General features: G+C 60.7%; 15 protein-coding genes and 2 pseudogenes. 12 read left to right on the top strand and 5 right to left on the bottom strand.

Annotated features, from left to right (window positions below):
* Positions 1–25: 25 nt before the first annotated feature.
* On the bottom strand, positions 26–727 hold the full coding sequence (locus ABD742_RS07750; protein ID WP_234752247.1) for a GntR family transcriptional regulator: 702 nt from the start codon (positions 725–727) through the stop codon (positions 26–28).
* A 226-nt stretch (positions 728–953) separates the two neighbouring features.
* Here ABD742_RS07750 and ABD742_RS07755 point away from each other — a divergent pair, with 226 nt between their 5' ends.
* From ABD742_RS07755 to ABD742_RS07765, 3 genes and pseudogenes are all read left to right on the top strand, one after another.
* Positions 954–2,120, top strand: coding sequence for a mandelate racemase/muconate lactonizing enzyme family protein (locus tag ABD742_RS07755; RefSeq protein ID WP_234752249.1), 1,167 nt, complete (start codon positions 954–956; stop codon positions 2,118–2,120).
* 74 nt (positions 2,121–2,194) lie between these two features.
* Positions 2,195–2,578 (top strand): cation:dicarboxylate symporter family transporter, encoded by a 384-nt coding sequence (locus ABD742_RS07760; protein WP_234752251.1) that lies wholly within the window; start codon positions 2,195–2,197, stop codon positions 2,576–2,578.
* A pseudogene (locus ABD742_RS07765) lies at positions 2,542–3,194 on the top strand (cation:dicarboxylate symporter family transporter). The gene ABD742_RS07760 and the pseudogene ABD742_RS07765 overlap by 37 nt, the downstream one beginning before the upstream one ends.
* Before the next feature lie 355 nt (positions 3,195–3,549).
* On the opposite strand, the gene ABD742_RS07770 reads toward ABD742_RS07765, so the two are convergent.
* Complete coding sequence (locus ABD742_RS07770; protein ID WP_234752253.1) at positions 3,550–4,299, bottom strand: SDR family oxidoreductase; 750 nt, start codon at positions 4,297–4,299, stop codon at positions 3,550–3,552.
* Positions 4,300–4,423: 124 nt separating this feature from the next.
* Between ABD742_RS07770 and ABD742_RS07775 the strand changes: the two genes are divergently transcribed.
* The 3 genes from ABD742_RS07775 (at position 4,424) to ABD742_RS07785 (ending at position 9,751) form a co-directional block, all read left to right on the top strand.
* Positions 4,424–5,002 carry a TetR/AcrR family transcriptional regulator gene (locus ABD742_RS07775; protein ID WP_234752255.1) on the top strand — a complete coding sequence of 193 codons (579 nt, stop codon included), beginning with the start codon at positions 4,424–4,426 and terminating at the stop codon, positions 5,000–5,002.
* A 1,532-nt stretch (positions 5,003–6,534) separates the two neighbouring features.
* Positions 6,535–8,307 (top strand): ATP-dependent nuclease, encoded by a 1,773-nt coding sequence (locus ABD742_RS07780; RefSeq protein ID WP_234752257.1) that lies wholly within the window; start codon positions 6,535–6,537, stop codon positions 8,305–8,307.
* The gene (locus ABD742_RS07785) at positions 8,300–9,751 is read left to right on the top strand and encodes a DEAD/DEAH box-containing ATP-dependent helicase (protein WP_234752259.1); all 1,452 of its coding nucleotides are present in this window, start codon (positions 8,300–8,302) and stop codon (positions 9,749–9,751) included. The genes ABD742_RS07780 and ABD742_RS07785 overlap by 8 nt, the downstream gene beginning before the upstream one ends.
* A gap of 305 nt (positions 9,752–10,056) precedes the next feature.
* Here the strand turns inward: ABD742_RS07785 and ABD742_RS07790 are convergent, their stop codons facing one another.
* From ABD742_RS07790 to ABD742_RS07800, 3 genes are all read right to left on the bottom strand, one after another.
* Entirely contained in the window at positions 10,057–10,668 is a 612-nt protein-coding gene (locus tag ABD742_RS07790; protein ID WP_344787596.1) for a hypothetical protein, read from the bottom strand.
* A 510-nt stretch (positions 10,669–11,178) separates the two neighbouring features.
* Positions 11,179–12,477: a hypothetical protein gene (locus tag ABD742_RS07795; protein ID WP_234752263.1), complete on the bottom strand. Its 1,299-nt coding sequence runs from the start codon at positions 12,475–12,477 to the stop codon at positions 11,179–11,181.
* A 102-nt stretch (positions 12,478–12,579) separates the two neighbouring features.
* Complete coding sequence (locus ABD742_RS07800; protein WP_344787599.1) at positions 12,580–13,203, bottom strand: hypothetical protein; 624 nt, start codon at positions 13,201–13,203, stop codon at positions 12,580–12,582.
* A 40-nt stretch (positions 13,204–13,243) separates the two neighbouring features.
* Between ABD742_RS07800 and ABD742_RS07805 the strand changes: the two genes are divergently transcribed.
* The 6 genes and pseudogenes from ABD742_RS07805 to ABD742_RS07825 all read left to right on the top strand — a co-directional run bounded on the left by ABD742_RS07805 (position 13,244) and on the right by ABD742_RS07825 (position 24,812).
* Complete coding sequence (locus ABD742_RS07805; protein ID WP_234752267.1) at positions 13,244–14,521, top strand: AlbA family DNA-binding domain-containing protein; 1,278 nt, start codon at positions 13,244–13,246, stop codon at positions 14,519–14,521.
* Between the two features lie 162 nt (positions 14,522–14,683).
* Positions 14,684–16,171, top strand: coding sequence for an ApeA N-terminal domain 1-containing protein (locus ABD742_RS07810; protein WP_234752269.1), 1,488 nt, complete (start codon positions 14,684–14,686; stop codon positions 16,169–16,171).
* A 717-nt stretch (positions 16,172–16,888) separates the two neighbouring features.
* Positions 16,889–17,056: pseudogene (locus tag ABD742_RS24450) on the top strand (hypothetical protein); the annotation flags it as partial.
* Positions 17,057–17,134: 78 nt separating this feature from the next.
* Complete coding sequence (locus ABD742_RS07815) at positions 17,135–22,135, top strand: ATP-binding protein (RefSeq protein ID WP_344787602.1); 5,001 nt, start codon at positions 17,135–17,137, stop codon at positions 22,133–22,135.
* Positions 22,136–23,045: 910 nt separating this feature from the next.
* A complete protein-coding gene (locus ABD742_RS07820; protein WP_234752273.1) occupies positions 23,046–24,242 on the top strand; it encodes a DUF262 domain-containing protein in 1,197 nt (398 codons plus the stop codon).
* Between the two features lie 6 nt (positions 24,243–24,248).
* Positions 24,249–24,812 (top strand): HEPN domain-containing protein, encoded by a 564-nt coding sequence (locus tag ABD742_RS07825; RefSeq protein ID WP_234752275.1) that lies wholly within the window; start codon positions 24,249–24,251, stop codon positions 24,810–24,812.
* Positions 24,813–25,084: the final 272 nt, after the last annotated feature.

Below are 25,084 nucleotides of genomic sequence, written 5' to 3' on the forward strand. Positions count from 1 at the left end.
ATACTGGAATCCGTGGCGCCGGATACTAGGCGGTTTTCTCCGTGGTTCCCGGCTGGACGTTCTCGCGTTCCTCCAGGGCTCCGGTTACTGAGGCTGTGAGGCTGTTGGCGATGTGGGTCCGTGCGAGTTCGGCTGCGCCGGGACCATCGCCGGAGGCTACAAGTTCAAGAATCTGGTGGTGCTGGTTCAGGTCTATGGTCCGGGGTTCATCGCCGGATGGGAGTTCCAGGCCGAGGCGGCGGTAGCGGTCGGACTTGTCCCACAGGTCGTCCAGGAGCTTGATCATGCTGGCGTTGTGGGAGGCGGTGTAGACGGCCCGGTGGAAATCGCGGTGTGCCGTGATGGCGTCCTCGCCCCAGACCCGGGTGACCGGAAGCAGTTTCTTCGCTGCGGTCCTCATGGCGACGATGTCAGCTTCGGTCCGGCGGTGTGCTGCCAACTCGGTCGCTGAGGGCTCCAGCGAGAGGCGGACTTCAAGCAGTTCGCGGGCCTCCGAAGCACTCACGTCAGCCACACGGGAGTCCCGGTGGGTATCCATGATGATCAGGCCTTCGCTTGAGAGTCGGCGGATCGCTTCGCGCAGGGGAGTGATGCTCATCTGCATCTTGTCCGCCAGTTCGTACTGGGAGACGCGTGAGCCGGGGGCGAGGCCGCCGGAGAGGATCAGCTGGCGGAGTTCGCTGTACGCCAGACTGCCCTTGCTGGAAAAGACGTTCGTGGTGCTCATCTGACGCTCCGAATCTCTTACTGAATGTGCGGCCAATCCCGCTCCCTCGGAACATCTTATAAGAAATTCAACCAGAAGACTTGTGCGCCCCGTCGCGCCCCGCTAGCCTTGAACGCAGATCTTATAAGATATTCGATCGAGCGATGCGCTTGTCCCCTTGCGCCTCGGGTTGATCCCGGCCCTGCATCTTATAAGAAATAAGACACCACCCAAGAGAGAATCACAGATGAAAATCGTTTCCGCCCATGTCGGCACCATCCGCATCAGTTCCTCGATCCGGAACGCCTTCATTGACTTCACCAAGATGGACTGCACGATCATCGCGCTAGTCTCAGATGTCTTCGTCGACGGCAAGCCCCTGGTTGGCTATGGCTTCAACTCCAACGGCCGCTACAACGCGACAGGCATCCTGAAGGACCGCATTCTTCCGCGCATCATGGATGCCCCGTGCGAAGACCTTCTTGATGAGGACGGCCAGCTCTCGCCGGAAAAGGCGTGGGACCTGATGATGTCCAACGAAAAGCCCGGAGGACACGGCGAACGCTCCGTCGCCGTCGGCGTGGCCGACATGGCCCTCCACGACCTCGCCGCGAAGATCGCCGGCGTCCCGCTCTACCGGTGGATCTCGGACCACTACGGTGACGGCAACCCGGACAAGGACGTCTTCGTCTACGCCGCCGGCGGCTACTACGCCCCCGGCAAGAGCCTCGAAGACCTGCAGAACGAAATGCGCAGCTTCCTCGCCAAGGGCTACAACGTGGTCAAAATGAAGATCGGCGGCGCCGACCTCGTCGAAGACCTTCGCCGCATCGAAGCCGTGGTCGAGGTCCTCGACGGCGACGCTTCCCGCCTCATGGTGGACGTCAACGGCAAGTTCGACCTGGAGACCGCGCTGGAATACGGCAAAGCCATCGACCACTACGGGCTGTTCTGGTACGAGGAAGTCGGCGACCCGTTGGACTACGCCCTGAACTCCACCCTGTCCGAGCACTACAAAAACCCGATCGCCACGGGAGAGAACCTGTTCTCCCTCCAGGACGCCCGCAACCTGGTCCGCTACGGCGGGATGCGCCCGGACCGCGACTTCATCCAGGTCGACCCGGCCCTGAGCTATGGCCTGACCGAATACCGCCGGATCCAGGACATGCTCGCCCAGCACGGCTGGTCCTCACGCCGCTGCATCCCTCATGGTGGACACCAGTTCTCCCTGCACATCGCAGCAGCCCTCAAGCTGGGCGGCAACGAGTCCTACCCGGGCGAGTTCCAGCCCACCGGCGGCTTTACCGACGACGCTGTCGTCGTCAACAGCCGGGTTGCCCCCAGCGACCTGCCCGGCATCGGCCTCGAAGGCAAGGCCGAGTTCTACAAGGTCCTGCGCGCACTGCACAACTAACCAATTCCGCAGTGCCGTGGTCCCGGGCAGCACCACGGCCCGGGACCGCACCTCTCGAATTTTCACTGTCTGTCGTGCAAAGGAGCACCCAAGATGTCGAGCCATACCATGCAGAACCCGCACCATTCCGCCCGCCCAAGCAGCGATCCCGGTTCGGCCGGCTGCTGCGCGAACTCTGGTTCCAAGTCGTCCTGGGCGCAGTCCTGGGCATCGCCGTCGGACTGCTCCTGCCCTCCGTCGGTAAACAGCTCACACCGCTCAGCGATTGGTTCATCGCTCTGGTGAAGATGATCGTCATTCCCGTGGTGTTCTGCGTCGGGTCCCTTGGCATCGCCTCGATGGACAGCCTGCGCAAAGCCGGCTGGCCGCCGTCGCCAATTACGGCACCCAAAGCCTGCAGCAACTCGGCTACCTCGTCCTGCTGTTCACCGGCACTTGCATCCTCTACGTCCTGGTAGTTCTGGGCAGTATCGCCCGTAGTTGCGGACTGAACATCTTCACTCTAATGCGCTACTTCAAGGCAGAACTGCTGATTGCCCTGAGCACCTGCTCCAGCCAAGCGGTCCTCCTCCCGCAGCTGATCAAGAAGCTCGAAAACATGGGCGTCGGCAAATCCACCGTCGGCATCGTCATCCCCTCCGGATTCTCCTTCAATCTCGACGGATCCGCCGTCTACCTGACCATGGCCTCCGTGTTCCTGGTCCAGGCCGTCGGCATGGACCTCTCCTGGGAACAGCAGCTGGTCATGGTCGGCGTCATGATGCTCACCAGCAAGGCACTGCAGGTATCGCCGGCGGCGCGTTCACCGTCCTGGCCAGCACACTCAGCACCGTGGGCGGCATCCCGCTGGCCGCACTCGCCCTCATCGTCGGCATCAACCGGCTGCTGAACGAAGGCCGCGTCTTCATCAACGTCCTCGGAAACGCGATGGCAGCCGTCGTCGTCGGCAAATGGGAAAGGGACTTCGACCCGGAACAGGCCCGCCAAGCCCTGCAGGCCGCAGGCCAGAAAAGGAACGAAATCGAATCAAAGACACCCACCACCGTGGAAGCGGACGAGGTCGACGTCCACTAACACCGCATCGGGCAGGGCCGCCGCGCACCCCCGCGGCGGGCCAGCAGCGCAAACCTTAAACCCAGCTGTCTCCAAGTCCGCGCTCACGCGCCACTGGCGCATTCTGCGCGAGTCAGGTCTCATCAAGCAGGAGGTGCAGGGAAACAGGCACCGCAACTGGCTCCGCCGCGAAGAACTCGATCGACGCTTTCCCGGCCTCCTGGCACTCGTCCTCGACGAATCAACTGAAGGCTCAAAGTCGACCTAGCTGCCGGACTTTGCTCGCCGGACACCAAGGCCTCCACTCGTCCTGGCGACCCGGCAGGCGCCCAGGGTCAACACCGTAAGCACCTGTAGCAGCCGGTGCTGAGGAGGCTCAGGCGCCAACGCCGCTGAGCATGTCGAGGACGTTTTCGTACCGGCCCTCGGCTTCGGCGTCGCGGAGGAACTTGGCGCGTTCCACCACGATTTCCTTGGCGTCGGGCCGGGCGTTGAGCAGGGCCATAGTTTCCAGGAGGAACTCGTCCAGCGGCATGGCGTTCTCGTCGTCCTGCTGGCCCAGCAGCGTCGTCCGCACGCCGGGCGGAACTACCTCAATGACCTGGACTGCGGTATCGGCGAGTTGGACACGCAGGCTCGTGGTGAAGGAGTGCAGGGCGGCTTTGGTGGCGTTGTAGGTCGGGGTGATTGGGAACGGCACGAACGCCAGCGCGGACGTGACGTTCAAGACGGCGGCGTCGTCCTTGGTCACCAAGTGCGGCAGGAAGGCGTAGGTCATCCGGATGGCGCCGAGCAGGTTCGTAGTGATGTGGTCCTCGGCGATCTGCAGCGCGGCTGGGTCCAACACGTTCTCGTGCAGCATGATGCCGGCGTTGTTGACCAGGACGTTCAATTGCGGGTGGCTGGCAGCAAGGGTCTCGGCGGCCCGGGTGATCGAGGCAGGGTCGGCGACGTCGAGGATGATGCCCTCGATACCGGGGTGTTCGGTAGTGATCTGGTCCAGCAGCTCTTTGCGCCGACCAGCGACGATGACCGTGTTGCCGGCCTCGTGGAAGCGTCGGGCAAGGCCGTACCCGATGCCCGAGGTGCCGCCGGTGATCAGGATTGTGTTTCCCGTAGTTTTCATTGAGTTGTTCTCTCGCTAAGATATTCTCGATGAAGCGGACAGCTGTCCGTTTCGGAGATGACGTTAGCGGACAGTTGTCCGCTTAGCAAGGTTGACTGTAATAAACCCTCGTGAAGGAGGTCTGGTGCCGGAGCCGAAAGACGCATCGATACGCTCGGATGCACAACTGAACCGTGACCGCATCCTCGAAGTGGCATACGCTGAGCTGACCCGTTCGGCAGACGTCCCGCTCAGCGTGATCGCGAAGAAGGCAGGCGTAGGGCAGGGCACGATCTACCGGCACTTCCCGGACCGTGAGGCGCTGATACTGGAGGTCTACCGCCACGGGATGGAACAGGTCGCAGACGTCGCGGCAGACCTGCTCAAAACCCGACCGGCGGATCAAGCCCTGCGGGAATGGATGGATCACCTCGCCCGGTACGCCATCGCTAAAGCCGGCCTGGCCGACGCGGTCCGCCAGGCCACCTCCGCACCGAGCAGCCGGGAGAAGCCCGGATACGCCCCGATGTTCGCCGCGGCCGACCGGCTGCTGCGCGCCGGCGAGCAGTCCGGCACCATCCGCCCCGGAGTCACAGCGGATGACTTCTTCCTCGCCGTCGCCGGCCTGTGGCAACTCGACGCCCACACGGACTGGCAACCACGGTTGACCTGGCTCCTGGACCTCGTCATGGACGGGCTGCGCGCTGGTGCACCCAATCCGTAACCGACTATTACCAGCCTTGCGACGACAGCGTGAGGGTTCTCGAGGTTGGCTCCGCGATTTTCGGCGTAGATTACCTTTCAGACGATAATGGACCTTCCGTAAACCTACGGCTGCGACGGCTACGGCACGACGACGCCGCCGGCAGGGAAGCGGTTCACTCCAGTTTTGCGTGGAGCAGGTACTGATAGACCTTCTCCCGGATCCCGTAGTCACGGGAGTGTTCATGCGCCCGATAAATCGAGAGCAGTCTCCGGCCGAGGTCGACTTCGCCACCTCGATGGACGACTCGATCGCCCTAAGTCTCTGGTACGCGACGGTCTACGTTGTGATCCAAGGGTGGCGCAATGCAGGGATCTCCGATTCGGAGATCGATGAGCTCCTTGGCGATGACCGTGTCGATGATTTGAGCCGCTTTCGCAATCAGATTTTCCACTACCAGCGGGAGTATGACAGTCCCAGGCTTCTCGGGTTCTTGAAACCGGGGATGCGGATGCCCAGGAGGCAACCACCTGGATCCGGCACATACACGCGGCGCTGGGTAGAGCCATCGAGCGGGCATTGCAGGACCTCGTCGATCCCAAGTGAACGGAGGGATTCGCTACAACACAGGGCCTAGCGATCGCCGCCACCCACGTGTCCCGACGATCATGGACCTCTGGACTTCCTGATCATCGACATTCCCGTCCGTCTCTGGCCGCGCATCGACGGTGTTTGCTTTAGACCGGACCAGCACCGTGCTGGGAAGCGGCCACGAACCTAAACACTTGGATGACTCGGCGGTGCCGGCCAATCCCAAGTCTCGCCGCACCAGCAGCGGCCATCCTTGTGCTCCTGGATGACGAAAACTCGTTCCTCTCCGAGCAGGATGATGTCTTCGTAGCTGAGCATGGGTCCAGTGCAGCATCAACGGCCGGCTGCTGGTAGGGGAGTCTTGGTGTATGTGGAAAACCTCGGGTAACGGCGTCGGAGCGCTCTGCCCGCTGGCCTCCTGTGACCACTGAAGTCCGACCGGCGGCGAACCAGGGACGAGCCTTCAGTTCCAGGAACCTACGCGGATGCACCACCAACTCTTTCCTTCGCCCTCGACGGCGAGTTTGGCCGGCGTGTGCTGTCGGAGCTCGACAGTTAGTGAACATGTGGTGATCGCAGTGAGATGGGGCTGCTTGTGCTGATTTAGCAGGAATCTTGTCTCCTCGTATAAGAGCGAAAACATACCCCTCACATACACCCCCGGGTCTATGTCCTTAACGGTGGATGCTTGAAGCCACACATAAATGGGTTTCCGACTCGCCGTCAAATATGGGCGGGACATTCACCGGAGGCAGCAGCGCCTGTTCGCCGAATGCCAATATGGCACCTCGAAGGTCATGGAACCTGGCCCCTGCTGTGACATTGGCGCTGCGCCACGGTGCGATCTCCGTTGGCTGTACCTTTGCTAGTGGCATGCTGGTTCGGACAGTTGTGAAGGCAAGCGTTGCTTGAAGGCTAGGTTGCACGCACACACCAGAGGCTTGACAGTGAGGTTTTGTTTCATGATGCTACGGCGACTTCGGATCGAACACTTTCGTGGCATCAAGTCCGCAGAATGGACGATCAACCGGCGCTTGATCGGTCTGGTGGGTGCGGGCGACAGCACTAAGACAACACTGCTCGACGCGATCGGGTTAGTGCTCAACCCAAACTACAGCCCGCAGTTTACGGATGCTGACTTCTTTGGCCTCGACCTGACAAAGAACGTCGTGATCGAGGCGGCGATCAGCGACCTCCCGGACAACCTCGTTAAGGAGAGCCAGCTCGGCAAGGACCGCTCGGGGATCATGCCTGACGGAACTCTCGTACACGATCCTGTCGATGGAGCCGAGGAATGCCTTGTCGTCCGGCTTACCGTGACACCGGAGCTCGAGCCGACGTGGGAAGTCGTAAGACCTGAATCTGACGATGCGCGCCCTATCACCGCCGGCCAACGACGACAGCTCGGCTTCTTCCGCTTGGGCGATCTACCAGACTTCCATCTGCGCTGGGCACGTGGATCGGCGCTGTCGAACCTGATAGATGGCGGCAATGGTGCGGCTTCCGTTATTCTCGGTGCGCATCGAGAAGCTCGGGCAGCGGTTTTCAACACTCAGCCGAACGCTTTGCACGCGGCCGCCGCGACGGCGCAGAGGGCGGCGGGAAATTTTGGTGCAGCGAAGTTCGGCAAACTACGTCCAGGCCTAGAGCCGAGCTCTGCAACGTCCGCGCACGCTCTGGTGCTCCACGATGGCGAAGTGCCGCTGTCGAGCCTCGGGCTGGGCACTCGTCGGCTGACGAGCTTGTCTATTCAGGATCAGGCGACGGAGGACGGCTCGATCATTGCGATAGACGAGGTCGAGCACGGGCTCGAGCCGCACCGGCTGGCGCAGGCGCTGCACCACCTCAAGAAGCGCACCAGCGCTGATGGCCTGCAGGTGATCATGACGACTCACTCGCCCATCACGGTGAAATCCCTGAGCGCGGGCGATTTCGTCGTTGTACATGCTGATGGTGCCGGAGCCACGACCTGTTACCCCGTCCCCGACGATCTCGACACCGTCCAAGGGACGTTCCGCAGTGCGCCCGAAGCACTCCTTGGCCGGCGAGTGCTCGTAGGGGAAGGCGCTACCGAGGTGGGCTTCCTCCGCGGCCTGCTCCGCCACTGGGACTCAGAGCGGATTGCCGCCGACCAGGCACCCTCGGCGGCAATTGGCACCGTTGTAGTAAATGGTGGCGGCGGGACCCAATCAACGCAGCGTGCCCAAATCTTTCGGAACCTTGGCTACCCGACCTGCATGCTCATCGACAACGACGACCGCAGCATTGACCACTCGGTCAAGGACGCCGAAGCCGTTGGCGTCGAGGTGTGCCGTTGGACGTCCGGCAGCGCACTCGAGGATGAGGTAGTGCGCGCCCTGCCGGCCGAGGGCCTGCAAGCGGTTGTCGACCTTGCTGTGGAAATCAGAGGCGCGCAATCGATTCTGGCCACGGTGGGAGCAAAGCTCGGGCACTCGCCGCTCACGGGAATCGTTGTCGACCGCTGGCAGGCACAAACCGGGATCGATGCACAGAAGATCCGTACAGCAATAGCGGGCGCTGCCAAGACCAAACATAACGAGTGGTTCAAGCGCGAAGATCGGGGGGAGGAGCTGGCCACCGTAGTCATTGCCCATTGGGCCGGATTGGAAGAGACCCACTTGATGAAGGTGATCGGTCAGCTTAGGGCGTTCGCGTACCCGACCGCGCCCGACCCAATGGAATCCGAACCGGGGGAACCGGCCGCAGATGACTGAAGACCCCCGCGTCGAGGACGCCGTTCAGGCGGTGCTCAGCTCGTTGCGGTGCTCGGTGACACTCCCGGCGGGCGCAGGCAAGACGGAGCTCATTGCCGCCGCCGTGGCCAAGGTCGCCAATCAGGGAGGCGTGAGCCTTGTGCTGACCCACACGCACGCGGGCGTAGACGTCCTCCGGCGGCGCATGAAGAAGTTCGGTGTCTCGAGTGACCAGGTCGTCGTCCGCACGATCGACTCGTGGTCATACGATCTCATCGCGCACTTTCCGACGCTGGCGGGGATTACTGTCTCCGCTACCCCTGACTGGAGCAAGGTCGGGGACTACCATCGTGCCGCGGCTATTTCCGTGGGCACCAAGGCTGTGGGACGAATGCTCAAGGTCAGCTACACGAACCTATTCATTGACGAGTATCAGGACTGCTTGATCGACCAGCACGCGCTCGCGCTCGCCCTGTCTGCTGTCCTGCCCACGGTGGTGCTCGGAGATCCGTTGCAGAGCCTGTTCAACTTCGGCACGAACCAGCCGGTCGACTGGGATGTGGACGTTTCGGCGAGTTTCCCCGCTGTCGATGTATCGCACAGGCCGCGCAGGTGGGACCCGAATCATCAAGACCTTGGCGCATGGCTTGTGAGCGTCCGGGATGACCTCCGCGGCGGCCTGCCGATCGATCTCACCGCGACGCCGGTCCGCTGGGTGCAGAGGCGTGACCAGCGGACCTTCGTCAATGTCTGCTACTCCGCCTTGAAACTCGACGGCACGGTTGCCGTGCTGGGGCAGTTCCGACCGGACTGCGTCAACGCCGCCGGCAGCCTGGGCGGCTCATACACAGTCATGGAGGCTATTGACGAGAGGGTGCCGTTGATCTTGGCCGCCAAGATTGACTCAAAAAGTGGCCCAGAAGTCGCGGAGGCCATCGTCGACTTCGCCGTCAAATGCAGCAGCGGCATCGCAAGTCACATCTCTGCCACCAAGCGGAAGCAGCTCGGTGAAGGCAAGTCGTTTACGACGAGAAATGACGTCCTGAAGCCTGCCTACGCGGCTATCGTTCTGGTGCGAAGTGCGCCTAAACCACATGCTGTGCGTAACGCGTTCAGCCTCCTGGCCACGCTGCCCGGCGTGACCATCCACTGCCGTGAGGCGTGGAACGAGATCACGCGCTCAATTGCCACTGCCATTTCCGACGATTGCACGGTGTCTGATGCGCTCCAGCGAACGCGAAACCACGCTCGAGTCGTCGGACGCAGGCAATCGGCACGCGTGGTGTCACGACCGTTGCTCGTCAAAGGCCTGGAGTACGACCACGTCGTCATCCTGAATCCAGCGAGTTACAGCGCCCAAGAGCTGTACGTTGCGCTCACCAGGGGGTCGAAGTCCGTCACGGTTATCAGCGACTCCGTGATCCTCCCGTCAGCCAAGATGGCTACAAGCGCAGCAACCCAGTAACCCGCAACGTGATGGCCTGTGGCTTGGTGAACGCGCAGCCGTCCTAGGTCGCACCTATGAAGTGGTAGACGGTAAGTCGCGGAACTCCACGAAGGCCGGACCTTTTGACGGGGTCGACGATCAGCAAGCCTTCCCCTGGAAACCATTGATCACAACGGAGTGGGAGCTTCCCGACTCCAGACTGTACGGCGACGACGGGGTGTCTAGTGTCGACCTCAGTCGACTCAGAGCGGAGCGCAAGGCCCCGCAGTTCCCTCAACAGGCCACGGCAAAGCTTACTGATCCCTCTGTCGGGATGACGACGGTTAAAGGCGTGGGTCAGAGTTGCGCAGCTCTTCGATCCACAGCTCGGCCCGTTCTGTCACTCCGCGCCACCTGTCGCGGTGGTCCTGCTCTATTCCGAAATGGTCGACCACCTTGTTCATGACAGTCCGGCAAGTGGCGAAGAGCATGCCCGCGTACGGGACAAGGACTTCTCGCCTGTGAAAAAACCGGAGTCCTTCTTCGAAACCGGCGTCGATAAACATCGTCACGCCTGAGGTCTCTCCATGGGCCACCGAGGAGAGCTGCGAGTAGAATTCCCGGCCGGATACACCGGGAGCGCCTTCGCTGAGCAAGTCCGATGCCAAGTTTGTCAGGGATGCCTGTGCTGCTTGCCCAAGGCCAAACTGAGCGGGCAGCCCGCTGAGTGCTTCGAGGTGAGCCTTGCCGTCGACCTGCGTTCCGTCGAGGAGCGCGAAGTCACTGTGCCGCACCGAAAAGCGCAGCTCGGAACATGCGAGGCCCACGTATCTAAGGAGCAGGTCCGCGGCAGACGCAGACCCGAGCAGATAGTTGGCTTTCGCAAAGGCTTCCACGGCACCCCTGGTCAAGGTAGCCAGCGGGAAGATGTGACGCCCGGTCTTGAGCACCGTCACGAACGCCCGCATATGGTCGAAGCCCGCGGTGGCGTAGAAGCCAAAACAGCGTGTTGAGCATGCTGCAGATGCGTGCCGGCTGTTGGATGTGCCTGACAGAGTACGTCATCCTGAAACTGCTGTGCCCGGCAGTCCTCCCTCGTGGCCTGGCCTGCTGAGAGGCGCGTCAGCTTCTCTGCTTCGGGCACAAGGCCGATGACTATTTGCTTCATCAAGGTGAGGTCGCGGTCAGACAGCGTTTCCGCATGTAGGTCATATGGCACAGGAAAATGCTAAGCCGCTTCCGGCCCATTCGGTTGAATCCCGCGGCCGCGACCTTTGACCTCCGGCTCAGTTCCTGACCGATAGAAGCGTGAATTTGAGGTAAGGGATCAGGAGATGCCCAGGGCATCTACCTGGTCACTGACTCGCACGAGTCCGCAGGGCGGCGGCACGATGTTGGTCAAGTGCGGTGTCCTGGGAGGGCCGGGAACCGGCAGAAATCAGCGCATACCAAAAGCGATGAAGCGTCTACCTCATCCCATGTGGACCATGCGGGCTCCAACCGTCGAGAAACGGCACAAGATCTTCATCCCGATAGTCTGCCAGGACGGGAACCTCGATGGGGCGGAGCAGGGGATCCTTGGCGTCGATGTAGTCGCGCGTCCATGCCAGCCAGGCAAGCCCGCGATTGACCAGCTCTACATCCCGTTCGGAGGACAGCCTCGCCTCCAGGGCAGCCACGTACTTGCGCAGCATGCCGGCTTCTGCCCAGGCGTCCGCCTGAATCTTCAGCTGCTGGGCCTTGTGGTGGTCCTGGATTCGTATGCGGGCGCGCTCCATGGCTGCTTCCCACCGTCGCTGCGTTTCCTCCTCCTTGAGGCGTGCTTGCTCGCGCTTCCACTCATTTTCTAGATGTTGAATTTCGATCTCGCGAAGTATGGCCGGCAGGGCGGTGTCGAGTTGCTGTCGCTTGCCGTCGCGAAACCGCTCCTGGCGCCCGTGGGTTGAGTATTTTTCTGTCAACTCCAGCTGGAGCCGCCCCGTCGATACGAAATCGGTGCTGTTTACAAGTGTCCAGGACTGGTTGCGGGAGTTGTATTTGGGGTTGTATGGCTTTGCGGCTCCGCCGTTCGGTGGGAGTTCCCGCATTTCCAACGGAACGGTGGTTGAGCCGATCGTGATGGCGATGTCGCCATCCAGGGTTGTGGGTCTCCGAGTGTCGGTGCGTTTGTGGCTCGACGGGAGCGTGACTTCATAACCGCGGGCCGTGCTTTCCGTGGCCAGTGCGTGCAGCAGTTTGGCTGCCCGGGCGACGTGCTCTTTGGACACCCCCGGTGTGCCGTCCCGGAAAACTTTGGCGACCGGGTGATATTTACCCACTGAGTCGGGAATCGGGACCGGGCGCTCGTGGACATCATCAGGGAAATGACGCGCCCAGTGTGCCTCGTACTTTGGGCTCTGCCATGACCCGACGCTCTTTATCTCGAGCTTGTAGCCTTTCGGGCGCAGTGCTGACTTCATAACTCCACGGATCAGGGCATCGTTGGCTGCGCTGTGCGAATATCCGCCCTCGACCTCAAGGACGCCGCCTGCGGCAGTGAGCTTCTGTATGAATTTGTCGGCCTCCGATTCCTGGGTGTGGTTGTTGGCAGCGGAGTCATCGATACCCTCAAGGAGCTCCACACCCCGCTGGGTGATCTTGGCGGTCCAGCTCGGCCCCTTGCCTGTAATGGTGATGTACCGATCGTCCGCCAAGGCTCGGGCGGCTATCCGATGTGAGTAGCCTTCGAAGATGCTGCCCGGGCAGTCGTCGTTGACCCATCTCAAGACTTTGGACTGTAAAACGCTCAGTGGCTTAGGGTGCTGTGGCAATGGAATACCCCATCCGAGTCGGTCCATGGTTAGTAACGTCCAGAACCAATGATCGACTCAGCCGTCAATGGGCGCGACTCCCGGCTTTTGAGAATAGCCAGTTCTGGCAGCCTCGTCTTCGTCGCGCCGCCAAAGATAGTACGGAAGAAGTCGCATCTGGCGGTTGCGCCGATCGTCTATCAGCCAGGCACCCAGGCAATTCCTTGCGTGTTCCAGATAGGTCGTGCCGATGTCCCACCAGTATCTGTCGAAAGGATGCGCAGGCTCTTCTGCAGCTTTCGGGTCGATGGCTCCGCATGCCGGAGGACCGAAACAATGGGCCATCGCTTGCCGCACACTGACTCGGACGTGCCTTGCTCCGGTAGGGAGCATGGGTTCCCACCGTAGGCATTCACGCTCGAAGTTCTGCATGACAGCGCTAATCTCGGAGCTCGGCGGCATCTTGGTGTCAGCATGCTCGACGAGGGCCACGACGGCACCTAGGGCTTCCGCCGCATTCTCCACGGCACGTCGCCGGGCAGCCTCAGGCCCTCCACGGCGCTGGAGAATCTCCCCGCGGATCAACGCAACTACCGACATGACGACAGCGGCCACCGCAACCCAGAACCCAGCATCCATGAGGCGACTGTAATCTACGGAGGCTTGGGGGCCGTAGACCCCGGTGAAGAACTCGCTTCCCATCGATAAAACTGTCGGAGGGGCCGTATGGGAGTATGAGCCCATGCTGAATGATGACGAACTTGCCGCGCTCATTGAAGTCGGCGTGGAGTCGCGGAGCATCGAGTTCAAGGGTCCGGGCTCGACTTCCTCGTCCGAGTTTGTCGCGGTGGTGGCCAGAGCCTGCATAGCACTGGCCAACCAGCGTGACGGGGGTCACCTTGTGATCGGGGTAGTGGACAAGGATCCCGGGGGAGCCCAGGGTGGGCTCGACGAGACTCAGCTGGCTGAATGGCTGAGCTACGACATCGTGGTCGCGAAGGTGAACGCATACGCGGATCCGCCGCTTCAACTTCAGCTCGCGGAAAGGCACCTCCCGAGCGGGGCGTCGGTCGTCGTGATCGAGGTCGCGGAGTTCGCCGAAATCCCCATTCTGAGCGCCAAGGAGTTCAGCGGCAAGATCGTGCGCGGACAGCTCTACACGCGCTCCATGGCGAGGCCGGAGAGCTCGGCCAGCAATACGCAGAACGAGTTGCGCGAAGTACTCGCCATTGCCACGGAGAAGCAGCTGCAGACGTTTCTCCGCACCGCCCGGCACGCGGGACTGGCGGTGGAGGCCATCGGACAGAATGACATCGACCAGTTCATGGCTGAGCGTGCCGGCTTCCTGCAGGAGTCCGTGGCGTCGGGAGTCGCAGGTCTGCCTCGGATATCGGTTGCGACTCGTCCGGAGGTCTATCAGGCCGATCGATTGGAGTACGAAGGTTTATCTGGCCTCGTGGGGAGCAACGCAGTGCGTTTTCGCGGCTGGCCGTTCCCGTTCGTCCAGAGCGTTGTGTTCGGTGATCGCTGGGTCGGCGAGGCACAAACGAGCATGCATCCCGAGGCATGGGGGATTTATCAGTCGGGGCAGTTCGTGGACATCCGGCCATTTCCCAGTGGATACGGTCCCGATTGGGACGGGCTCGCGGGCACTGAATCTGAGGGATCGTATCTCCCCGTGTGGTTCCCGGTCATGTTCATTCTTGAGGCGATGGCGTTCGCTGCTCGGTTGCAGAAGGCCACGACATCGACAGAGCCGCTCGTGGTGGAATTCGCGGTAGAGGGAGCGCAAGGATGGGAGCTGGTAGTTGCGGATCCACGACGGGGCGGCTTCCATGGCAGCTACCGAATGGGTGGACACCGGTGGGAGCGGCGTATCGTACTCGCGCCAGACTTCATTGAAGATGACATCAAGAACGCTGCAGCGGAAGTATCCCGCGACCTGCTTCTCCGATTCGGCTGGACCGGTGTTACAACCGATCTGATCCTTGGAATGCAGGATGAGGTTTTGCGGAGCTAGGCTGCTCAGGGCTGGTTTTTCAATCACCGGTATCGCTCTGTGCGACTCGCGCCTTTCGCAATCATGAGCGCGCCCGATATTAGTATCGATACCAGTTCCGCTTGCAGACGGGCCCAGGGCCGTTTCGCACTTGTTCTGTTCCGAGCTGCGGTAGGAAGCGCCATGGCCGATGACCCTCTGAACCTCGATGCTTCTGCCGAGTGGGCTGGTCTCTGGTGGCTGCCAGACGACCCGGACTACCGGGTCCCCGGATTCCTTCGATACGAGCCTGGGGACGGTCTAACGCTGTCGCTGATCGGCGCGTTTGAAGACCGCCTCATGACGACACTCGCGCCAGGTGTTGTCGCGGTCCACGAAGGGCAGCAGACGTGGGACGTGATCCACGGCGCGGCCGAACAGCGCGAGATCACCCTCCTCGGCTGCATCCCGAATGGCGGCAAGCGGACCTACGGTGCGCGGGTGAAAAGCCCAGATAAGCAGACTGTGGTGGCGACGAGGGCGCTTATCGGCGTGCACGTGAGCAGCGAGGACGAGGCGGTATTCTCCGCTGCCGAGGTGTCAGTCGAAGACCTTGGCCTCTGGGCGGCCTCGTCGGTGTTCGAGGGCCTTCTTGGAGCCCACGACGATGGCAAACTGGACGGCAGCGGGAGCATCTCTGTGAAGACTGCGGAAGTTCAGTCCGTCGAGTTCGAAGGAACCGAGTACCGTCTGTCGCACCGGCACGCGCTGCCGTATTTTGATCAGCGTAAAGGCAGTACCGTCGGGCGCATGCGCGACACCGCATTCGTGCGAGTCGCCCCCGTGGAAGCATTTTCTTTGAGCAGCGCATTGAAAGCGGCCAGCCTAATACAGGATCTGATCGCGCTCGCGATGCACCGTGCCACGGGTGTAATTTGGCTCAGGCTGGAGGTGGCAGAAACCGACTCTGAACCGCGTGGTAACCGCCTTGCCTTGCGCCGGAACGCCGATGTGCTCTACTCGCCGGCAGTCCTCGGCAAGCACGATGCCAAGGTTGTTGACCAACACCGCATTTTCTTCACGTGCGCATCGATCCCGTTCGAGGAAGTCGTTCCCCGCTGGATCGATGCGCACGGGCGGCTACAGGCAGCGATCAACATGACCTTGGGCCTCCGCTACGCACCGGCCCGCTACGTCGAGAACAATCTCCTCACAGCAGTCGGCGCGGCCGAAGTGCTGCACCGTGGTCTCCGAATCGATGAACGACCGTTCCCGGCGGACGAGTTCAAACCGATGCGCGAAGCGACGCTTGAGCACGTTCCTGAGGAACACCGAGAGAGATTCAAGGGAGCCATCCGCAACGATCCAACGCTTCGGGACCGGCTGCACGCCCTCGCTGCGCGACCCGACCATGAGGCGATCTCCATGCTTATGCCGGACGTGGACAGGTGGGCGCGACGGACTACTCTGGCACGGAACGACCTGGCGCATGAAGGCAAAACTCCCAAGCACTCCTTTGAAGAGCTGATCGCTGTCGTGGACGTGACCACCGCCGTCGTGACCCTCAACCTGCTGCATGAGCTCGGTGTGCCTGCCGAACGGCAGCGCGAGATCGTACGGGATCATCCGCAGCTTCGCTCGACCGCCAAGAGCGCGCGCGAATGGTTCTTTGCACCCGGAACCGGCTCCTAACGCTGCCGTCCGTCGAGCCACAGCCTGGACGCGACAGCGTCGCGCGGTGTCGCACGTTGCCTCGGGGATACTCCCTGGTCCGGTCTTTTGCATGTAGTCCTGCCGCAGAAGCACGAACATGCAGCCATCAACGTCACTCAATCCCAAGTCTGACCACACCAGCAGCGGCCGTCCTGGTGTTCCTGGATGACGAGGACCCGTTCCTCTCCGAGCAGGATGATGTCTTCGTAGCTGAGCATGGCTTCAGTGCAGCAGCAGCGGCCGGCCGCCGGTAGGGGAGTCTTGGTCTATGTGGAAAACCGCCGGCAACGGCATCGGAGCGCTCTGCCCGTGAGCCTCCTGTGCCCACAACCGAAATCCGAGCGGCGGCGAAACAGGGACGTGCCTTCAGTTCCGGGAACCTACGCGGATGCACCACCAACTCTTTCCTTCGCCCTTGACGGCGAGTTTGGCCGGCGTGTGCTGTCGGAACTCGACAGTTAGTGAACATGTGGTGATCGCAGTGGGACAGTACTGTTTGTGCTGATTTAGCAGGGATCTTTTCTCCTCGAATATGGGTGCACCAATACACCGATACGCGGACCCCCGGGTCTATGTCCTTAAACGTAGACATGACGATGAGCTCGTATACCAGGCTTACCTGCTGTTGACGCATCGCCCGACACGCAACGCTGGCGGTGTCCAGTTTTTCTGGACACGTAGTACTAGCCTTGCGCTATGGCAACTGCGGGAGAGACCCTACAGGCAACGCTCAGCCGTACGGCGTACAGCACTCTAAAGGTGCTCGCGGAGAATGTCCCAGCGCTCTCCGGCCGTAAGATTGCGGCAGCCCTGGGCGTATCGCCAACAACGGCGACCGGCGCCTTGGCCACGTTGTTGGAAGCAGGGTTCGTGGCGTCGAAGAAGTCAGGAAGGGCCACCCTGTGGCAGTTGGTTGTCTCGAACCCCTCGATCAGCGCGTGGTTGGAGGAAATCGTGCCTGCCGCATCAGCGCCGGCCGCCGGTTCGAGCCCCTACTCGACAGGCGGCGGCGGCGTCCGACTGGAGCATTCGTACGCAGCATGTTTGGTTGCGGGGCTCCTTGCCGGCGAATCCTTGGCGGAGCTCGGCGATGCCGTGTCTGTGGAGTCAATTCGCCTCCAAGCGAGCGACGTGAGCGAAGTTGATGACATCCTGATCGAGGGTCGCGATGCTCAAGGGGACGTGCATCGGTCGTCCATCGCTGTTCGCAGAAGCCCTGCCCTGACTAAGAGTGACAGTGCGTCAGTCCCTCTGGTTCGAGACTTCTTGGCTGTTGTCGGCGACCACTGGTCTGAGCTGTCGCAGGGCAGATGGCGGTTGGTTCTCGCAGTGTCCACCAACGCCAATGCAATCACGCAGCTCGCCGAGCTCACCGAGCTCGCTCGCTCCCTCCCGAATGGAGAGGAAATGGCGAGCCGTTTGTCGCAGCCGGGCAGGACGAATGCAGGCCTTCGTGATCGGTACGGCCATATCAAGAGCCTCGTTGAGCAGGCAGCGGAGGGGCTTTCCTCGGTCAGTGGATTGAGCGCGGAAGATCTGACTTGGCGCCTCCTCTCCAGTCTCAGCAGTCGTCGGCTGCGGCTGGAACGAAATGACCGTGCGGACCGCACCACCGCAGTCAACACACTCCAACGCATGCTTCATGACGGCACAACTGCAGTGGCCGATGCGCTATTCTCCCGTATTGAAGAGCTCGTAGGGGAATGGGCGCCGCAGGCAGCAGTGCTGACGCAGTCCTTGATTCGCCGCAGCCTTAGCAACTACCCTTTGTCGAGATCTGCCAGATACGCTACAGCGTGGGGTGTGCTCGACCGACTTGGAAATGCACTCCGTGACTCAGTAAAGCCCACTCTTGGTGCCGGTGCTGGACAGGTGGAGTTGGAGCGTGCTGACATTGCCTCGCAACTACTTGAGTTGATCACCAGTACCTGCGGTGCCAAGCGCTGCCTGGTCGTCACGGGCGAGCCTGATGTCGGTAAGTCATCGCTCGCCCTGAAAGCAGTCGAGGCTTTGCAGACCAACGGCGCCGTGACTGTGCAACTGAGCCTGCGGGACCTGCCCCCAACCGTCATCGAAGTCGAAGCGTTGCTGGGATCGGTGTCAATAGAGGAACTACTTTCAACGGCTGGAGTGGGTCCCGCTCGGCTCTTGCTGATTGACGGTGCCGAAGCGGTCCTAGAAGGAAAGCAAAGGGTACTCCAAAGCCTCGCCACTTCTGCGCTCAAGACCGGACTGGCTGTCGTTGCTGTAACGCGCACCGATGGATCAGCGCAAACCCAAGAGGTCCTGGCGCAGGCCGCGCAGCGGAGTGGCGCGGACCCAGTTCCACAGGTATTCGAAGTTCCACCGCTCACAGACGAAGAGCGTCAGAGTCTGCCGTCGCATTTCCCAACCTTGGCCCACCTCGCAGGTGACACCCGTGTTCAATGGTTGCTTGGACGGCCTGGTCTCGTGGAGGCGCTCTTGAGGACCGGTGAAATGATTGCGCCGGAGTCGGCGCTCTGCGAGGCAGATGTCTTCTCTACGGTCTGGAACAGCCTTATTCGAAACCGCGAGCACCGCGAGCCCGGGAAGGCCTCCCCGGATGATCGCGAGGGCGCGGCTCTCGTTCTCGCCGGTCGTGCACTTGGCCTCGGAGCCCAAGACCGTCCGGGATCAGCCGCGGCCGAGCTCAGGTCGAACGGGGTCTTCAAGCCGCAGATGAACCCTGCCTTCTCACGCGGCGATGAGTTTTCCTCAGACCTATACCGCGACTTCGCCGTGAGCAAATATATCCTGACGCAAGGATGGAACGGACTGGCCGACGCTGGCGCCCCACGTTGGACCATCCGAGCTGCGCGGGTTGCCGCGCAGGCCAGGCTTCGTGGGGGTCTAGCAACTGAGTGGCGGGCTCTCGAGCAGGAATTCTCCCTGCTGGCAGACACCTATGGGGAACGGTGGATGGATGTTCCGTACGAGGCACTGTTGGCGCTCGGCGACACTGAAGCAGCGCTCGGCGAAGTATGGGCAGAACTCGCTGATGACGACTTCGCGGGCCTCAAGGTGTTGTTGCGGCTAGCCCAAGCAAGATTCGCCGAAGGTGGCTTCGGGGATGTCCACGCACTGGCGGGCATCGTTTCCGTCGCCTACGTGCAAGGGCGGGACATTGCAGCCGCTGGGAGAATCAAGAACAAGACGCTGGGCGAACTCATCAGGGAGCTCGTGCTTGCCTGGCTGAGGGGGATGGCCCTGGCCGACGGCGACCCGAATCCCTTGCGGCAGGCCGTTCGGGATAGGATCCTCGAAAGCGACCCCCCTACGTATGACGACTTCGCGGTTGAGGCTCTTGCCTGCCTCGGTGCTGATTTGGATGACCGCGTCGAGGATTGGCTGCGGAAGATCGCAAGCCATGACCCGTATCGCTTGGATGAGGCAGTCGAGTCCGTGGCGGTCGCCATCGCCATGTCGCAGCACAACCCGCTGCTGATGCTAGAACTTGCAGAGGCCTACTACATCGAGAAGCCACGCCGAAACGACCATTGGGGTGCTGGTAGACACATAGGTGATGATGGAATCCGAGATATGCATCACGGTTCACGATATGGATTCGGACCCCCGTTTGCAGCTTGGTACTACGGCCCGTTCTATCGGCTTTTAATGGCACTACCGAGAGAGACAGTCGCCTTCATCAACCGGATGCTCGACCACGCAGCGAGGTTCCGAATGGGTATCCTCGATGAACTGGGCGATGCAGTTGGTCAAGGCACCGAGCCTAGGGGCGTAGAGATGGCGGTCGCGACGTTTGGTCGGCGAACCTATATTGGCGACTCGCACGTGTGGGGCTGGTACCGCGGCACGACCGTCGGCCCGTACCCCTGTATGAGTGCGCTACTCGCTCTGGAGAAGTTCGTCGATGAAGTCAAGAACCAACTGAGCCTGCCTCTCGCTAACGTCATACAGATCCTGCTACGCGACTCGAACAACTTGGCGACGCTTGGCCTCGTGGTTGGATTCCTCGTCCGTCACCTTGACGAAGTGGACGCGGAGCTCGATGCCTTCCTCGCACAGCCCGAGGTCTGGCACCTGGAGACCGCACGCGTCGTTGGCGAGCATGGGTTCAGAGTCCGGGACGCCGGTGCCGATCAACTGACGGGCACGGAACGAAGGCGCATCACGCCACACGAAATTGTTGGGCACTTGGTGGTCAATGCCAGGCTGCGAGGTGACGAAACACGACTGGCTCAATTGAAGTCGGTCGGTGAAAGACTCGTTGCGAATGCTCAGGCGTCGTTTGGAGACCGCCCGGTAGACCCCGAGTACCTTGCCATGATCGAGAGCTGGGCAGCTGAGTTCGATTTCGAGAACTACCGTGCAAGCAAGGCCGACGATGGGCTAATCGTCCAGTTTGAACGACCCCCAGAGTTGGAGAAGGTGCTTGCTCCGAGCTCACACCAACTTCAACTCACCAACACTCTTTACGCGTTGCAGAGTCGCTACGCGTTTCACAACGACAAACCACAGGAGTGGCCACTGGACACTCTGTCTGAGGACATAAAATCAGCACGCACGATCATTGAAGGAGAGTCACCACAACAGTTCATGTCGCCCGAGAATCCCGTTGCGTCTGTCGCAGCGGCCGCCGTAAGGGCTCACGCGCTTGGCCTTTCAGAGCTGGAAGACGAGGATGTTCGATGGGCGGCGGATGTCATCATGCACGCGGCCGAGAACCCTCAGATTGATGGCATGAGCTTCTCGGGCACCATGTACTCGATGGGGGCGGACCGTGCTGCTGCCGTCTCGGTCCCCCTACTTCTGATGCCTGCATTCGATTCTTTGACCCTTGACCGAAACCGGATCATCGGCTGTCTGAAGGGCTTGGCGAACAGCCTGTTCGACGAGGTGCGCGCCGGCTTGGCTATTGGATGTTCGGAGTTGTGGAACGTCCCTTGCGCATTTGACGCGGGGTCGGGTCAGTGCATTCGCCACGTTGCAGCTTGGAGGGCCGCCATCGGCAGCCTCGCAGCGGCAGAACTCGGTCCATTCGACTTGGACAGTCAGAGACGAGTCCCGGGCGACTTGGGCCAGCCGTACCATGCCAGTCTTCCAAACGTGAAGGACGATGATCTCCTCCTGAACCGTTTGAGAATGCCCGTGTCATGCATGGTCGATGCCAGGGATGTCGCGTGTGTGTCAGAGCAAGTCCGGGAGCTGTGGACTCCGCTCTGGAAGGCCCACGAGCGGTCACTTAAACACTGGTGGACAGAGGACTACGACCACCAGTCCCACATCAACCAGGCACCGATTTCCAGACGTCTTGTCGAGCTGGCACTCAGCGGCGACTGGGAGCCGCTGACCAGCCACATCCAATCATTCGCAACACATGCAAAACCCCTGCACCAACTGATGGAAAGCCTTGCCGAGGTCTTCACCTATGATGAATCGATTAGAGATCAACTCTTCGACTTCTGGCCGATAGCCATGGGTGCCGCACTCGACGTAGTAGGAGATGGTGGGGCTCTTCGCGAGGACCATTCCTGGTACGGCTATGTGCCGGCATCCCTCATGCCGGTTCCGAGACCACACTCGTATGACTCCGACATTGATGGGGTCTTAAGGAAGTGCAGGGAGAACTGGGTACAACCAGAAGTCTTGGAGGGGCTTATGGACCGCTGGTTGCCACTTGCTCGCTGGGAGCCGAAGTCCGTCGATGTTGTCACCAGGTTCGCTCGCAGCGCACCCGCGGGTTGGCAGGCTTCAACTGCCTTGGAATGGATCGAAGTCATCATGGATGGGAGATTCGAACTCTTCGCCAACCACCTCTGGACCTTTGAGGAATGGGCTTCCGAGCTGCGCGCGGACCGTGCATTCGATGGCGAGAACCTGAACCGTTACCATCGCATTGTCGACGGGCTCGCTGCCGCTGGCGACCATGCGGCGGTCAGGATGCAGCAACTCGACGAGTAGTCGTCAAACCCATCGAAACTGCTGTGGTGCTGCAGCTGCCTGAGGATCGAGGACTAACCGCCCTGGGGCACCGAACAGCTTCTTGTCCTTTTGATGCCACAGACTCTGCCTGCTCGTGTAGGGGAAAGTACTATCCGCTTGACGGCATCGTGCCTGGCACTATCAATCTCATGAACCGCATGCGGAGGTCCCCGAGAGAGAATCCCAGGGAATGTTGGACTTCAACCGTCCGGACATCACAGTCCTGGAAGTGCCCCGAACCGGCAGAAATCAGCGCATACCAAGTGACTATGCTTTTATCTCATCCCATGGGGGCCGTGGGGGCTCCAGCCGTCGAGAAACGGCACTAAGTCTTCATCGTGGTAGTCTGCCAGGAACGAGAAGTGAACTGCCCGCGCGGCTTTCGCTTTCAGGTGATCGCGTTCATTGAACGCCGCGCGCGCACGATGGCGGACGATGAGCGCAGACCCATGGCTGACTGCGTCGTGGGGCTGGCTCGGCCATGGTGACGCCCGGCGGGCTTCGAACGCTCGAGTCGCAGGCGGTCACGGCAATAGGCCCCCCACAGTCTGATGACGAAGGCCCGTATAAATGACGTGTGTCCGGGCGTGGGAGCGACAACTCCCGCAACGGTACCCACACGAAGACCGCTGACCGAGATCGGCCCGGAGATCGACGTGCCGGCTCGACCTTCGATCGCAGGTCCTGGAGAAGCGGCAGCGCCGAGTGATCGGTACGGACGAAGTCTTTGCCCTTGACGAAGGCCATTTCGAACAAGGTACGGGTTCTGCCTCGGCATCCATGGCGCCTTCGTCGAGCGGCGGTGTCGAATACATGGATCGATCGGGACAAAGTAAGCGAAACCTGTAGCATCACATGGAACCCATTATCTACTGATAGGCGCCCGCCAGTGAACGAGCAAGTGATCGACTCGACCGAGGATGTAACCGAGGAGGTAGACGTCGAAGGCCTACTCTTCGACCCCCTTGAGGAGAGTACTGGTGCGGCAGTGGTCGGAGAGTACGACTTGGTGTCCACGCCAAACGACTTCAACGTTCTGACCATCAAGAACTTTCTCGATACGGGCGCGGTGAAGGTCCCTAGGTATCAGCGCAATTTCGTTTGGGATCGGGCACGTGCTTCGAAACTCATTGAGTCTTTGATTCTCGGCCTCCCCGTTCCGCAGGTCTTCCTGTACGAGGAAGCACGGAACTCATTCCAGATTATCGATGGACAACAGCGCTTGATGTCCATCTACTTTTTCTTGGTTGGGCGCTTTCCCCGTAAGACCGCAAAGCCGAGGCTTCGCGAATTCTGGGGGCAGCAAGGGGGTATTCCGCCTCACATTCTCTCAGATGACGGGCTGTTTGAATCTTTCAGGTTGCATCTGCCGTCGCCCCAGAACGGCCCGAGTAATCCGTTGCACGGGCTCAAATACGACACGTTAGAAGAGCGGCAAATCCAACTCGGCATGCGTACTCTCCGAAATATCGTGATCAAGCAGGTCAATCCTGATGGCCGCGGTGCCGTCTACGAAATTTTCAACAGACTCAACACAACGGGCGTAAACCTAACTGCTCAAGAGATTCGCATGAGTTTGGCTGATTCAGCCTTCATGGAACAGATTGTCGAGTTCAATATGGATCCCGTCTGGCGTCAGCTGTTTGGTGTCGCTACTCCAGATCCTCGACTTCGCGACATCGAAGTGCTGCTGCGTGCATTCGCCATGGCGGACGAATCGGACGAGTATCGACCTTCCATGGTGCGATTCCTCGATCGGTATGCGGATCGCACTCGCTTGTTCAAGCAAGAACAGATTCGGCCACGCCGGATGGCACTTGAGCGATTCCTCGAAGATACTCGGCACGTGGACCGCGCCGCGTTCCTGATTTCAGAGCGGTTCAGCGTCCCCATTTTCGAAGCGATCTTCGCGGCGTACGCCCAAGAATGCGAGAAAGGGGGGCAGCCCACCCTGCGTGATGACGTACTTGCGAGGCTCAAGGTTGATCCGGAATTCGTCGATGCCACTGAAACTCATACGACGGATACAAAGAACATTTTGCAGCGTGTTGCAGTCGCGCGTGCCTACCTTCGCGGTGAGAAGTAACATCTCATGAGTCTGGAAAGCTACTTTGAGGAGCGTATCGAAATTGGTGATCTGCTTGGTGAGGCCAATGAATACTCGCTGCTGAACGTCTACCATTCAGACTTGCCGAAAGTCCTCATTCTGTCGGTCGCTAGTCGCTTTGAACGTGATGTGACGGACCACATAGAGACCTTTTATTCGGAAATCTCGGAGCTCGAACCGGTGGCGGCTTTCGTAAAGAAGAAGGCTCTGAACCGCCAGTACCACTCGCTGTTCAACTGGGATGCCGCAAATGTGAATGCGTTCGTGGGACTGTTTGGCCCACAATGTAAGGCGCATTTCGCGACCCAGTTAGTTCAACATGACTGGCTGAACGATGCGGCACGGGACTTCCTGGCGCTCGGGCAGGCCAGGAATGTGCTCATACATCTAGATCTGGCTACCCAGACTGCCTCGATGACGGCGCAAGAAGTGGCAGAAAAATACAGGTCCGCAGTCCGTTTCGTCGAAGCGATTCCGTTCGTTCTCCGTCTTCGGCCGATACCGGCAAGAGAGCAGGGAGCACCCGAAAGTCTCGAGGCGGCCCAATAACCAGAGCGATGGGAAAGCGCCCCCGCCTGGACTGCAGCTGGTTCTCGAGCTGGTCGGAGAGCATTCTGCGGGCCACGATCAACAGTGAGAGCGAGCCGCAGCTGTTTGACGCGGACGCAGTTGCGCTCCAGCTTCCGGGCCTCCTGGCCGAGGACGAAAGTGGCGACGCTGTGAAGTATTCAATCAGGGCATTCCTCCAGGTTCGGCGGAGTGGCTGAAAACGCGTGTGCGGAGCTCGGCGGCCCCTTAGAGGAATACAAACTCAAGTACGG

The organism is Arthrobacter ramosus, from assembly GCF_039535095.1.
GTDB lineage: Bacteria > Actinomycetota > Actinomycetes > Actinomycetales > Micrococcaceae > Arthrobacter > Arthrobacter ramosus.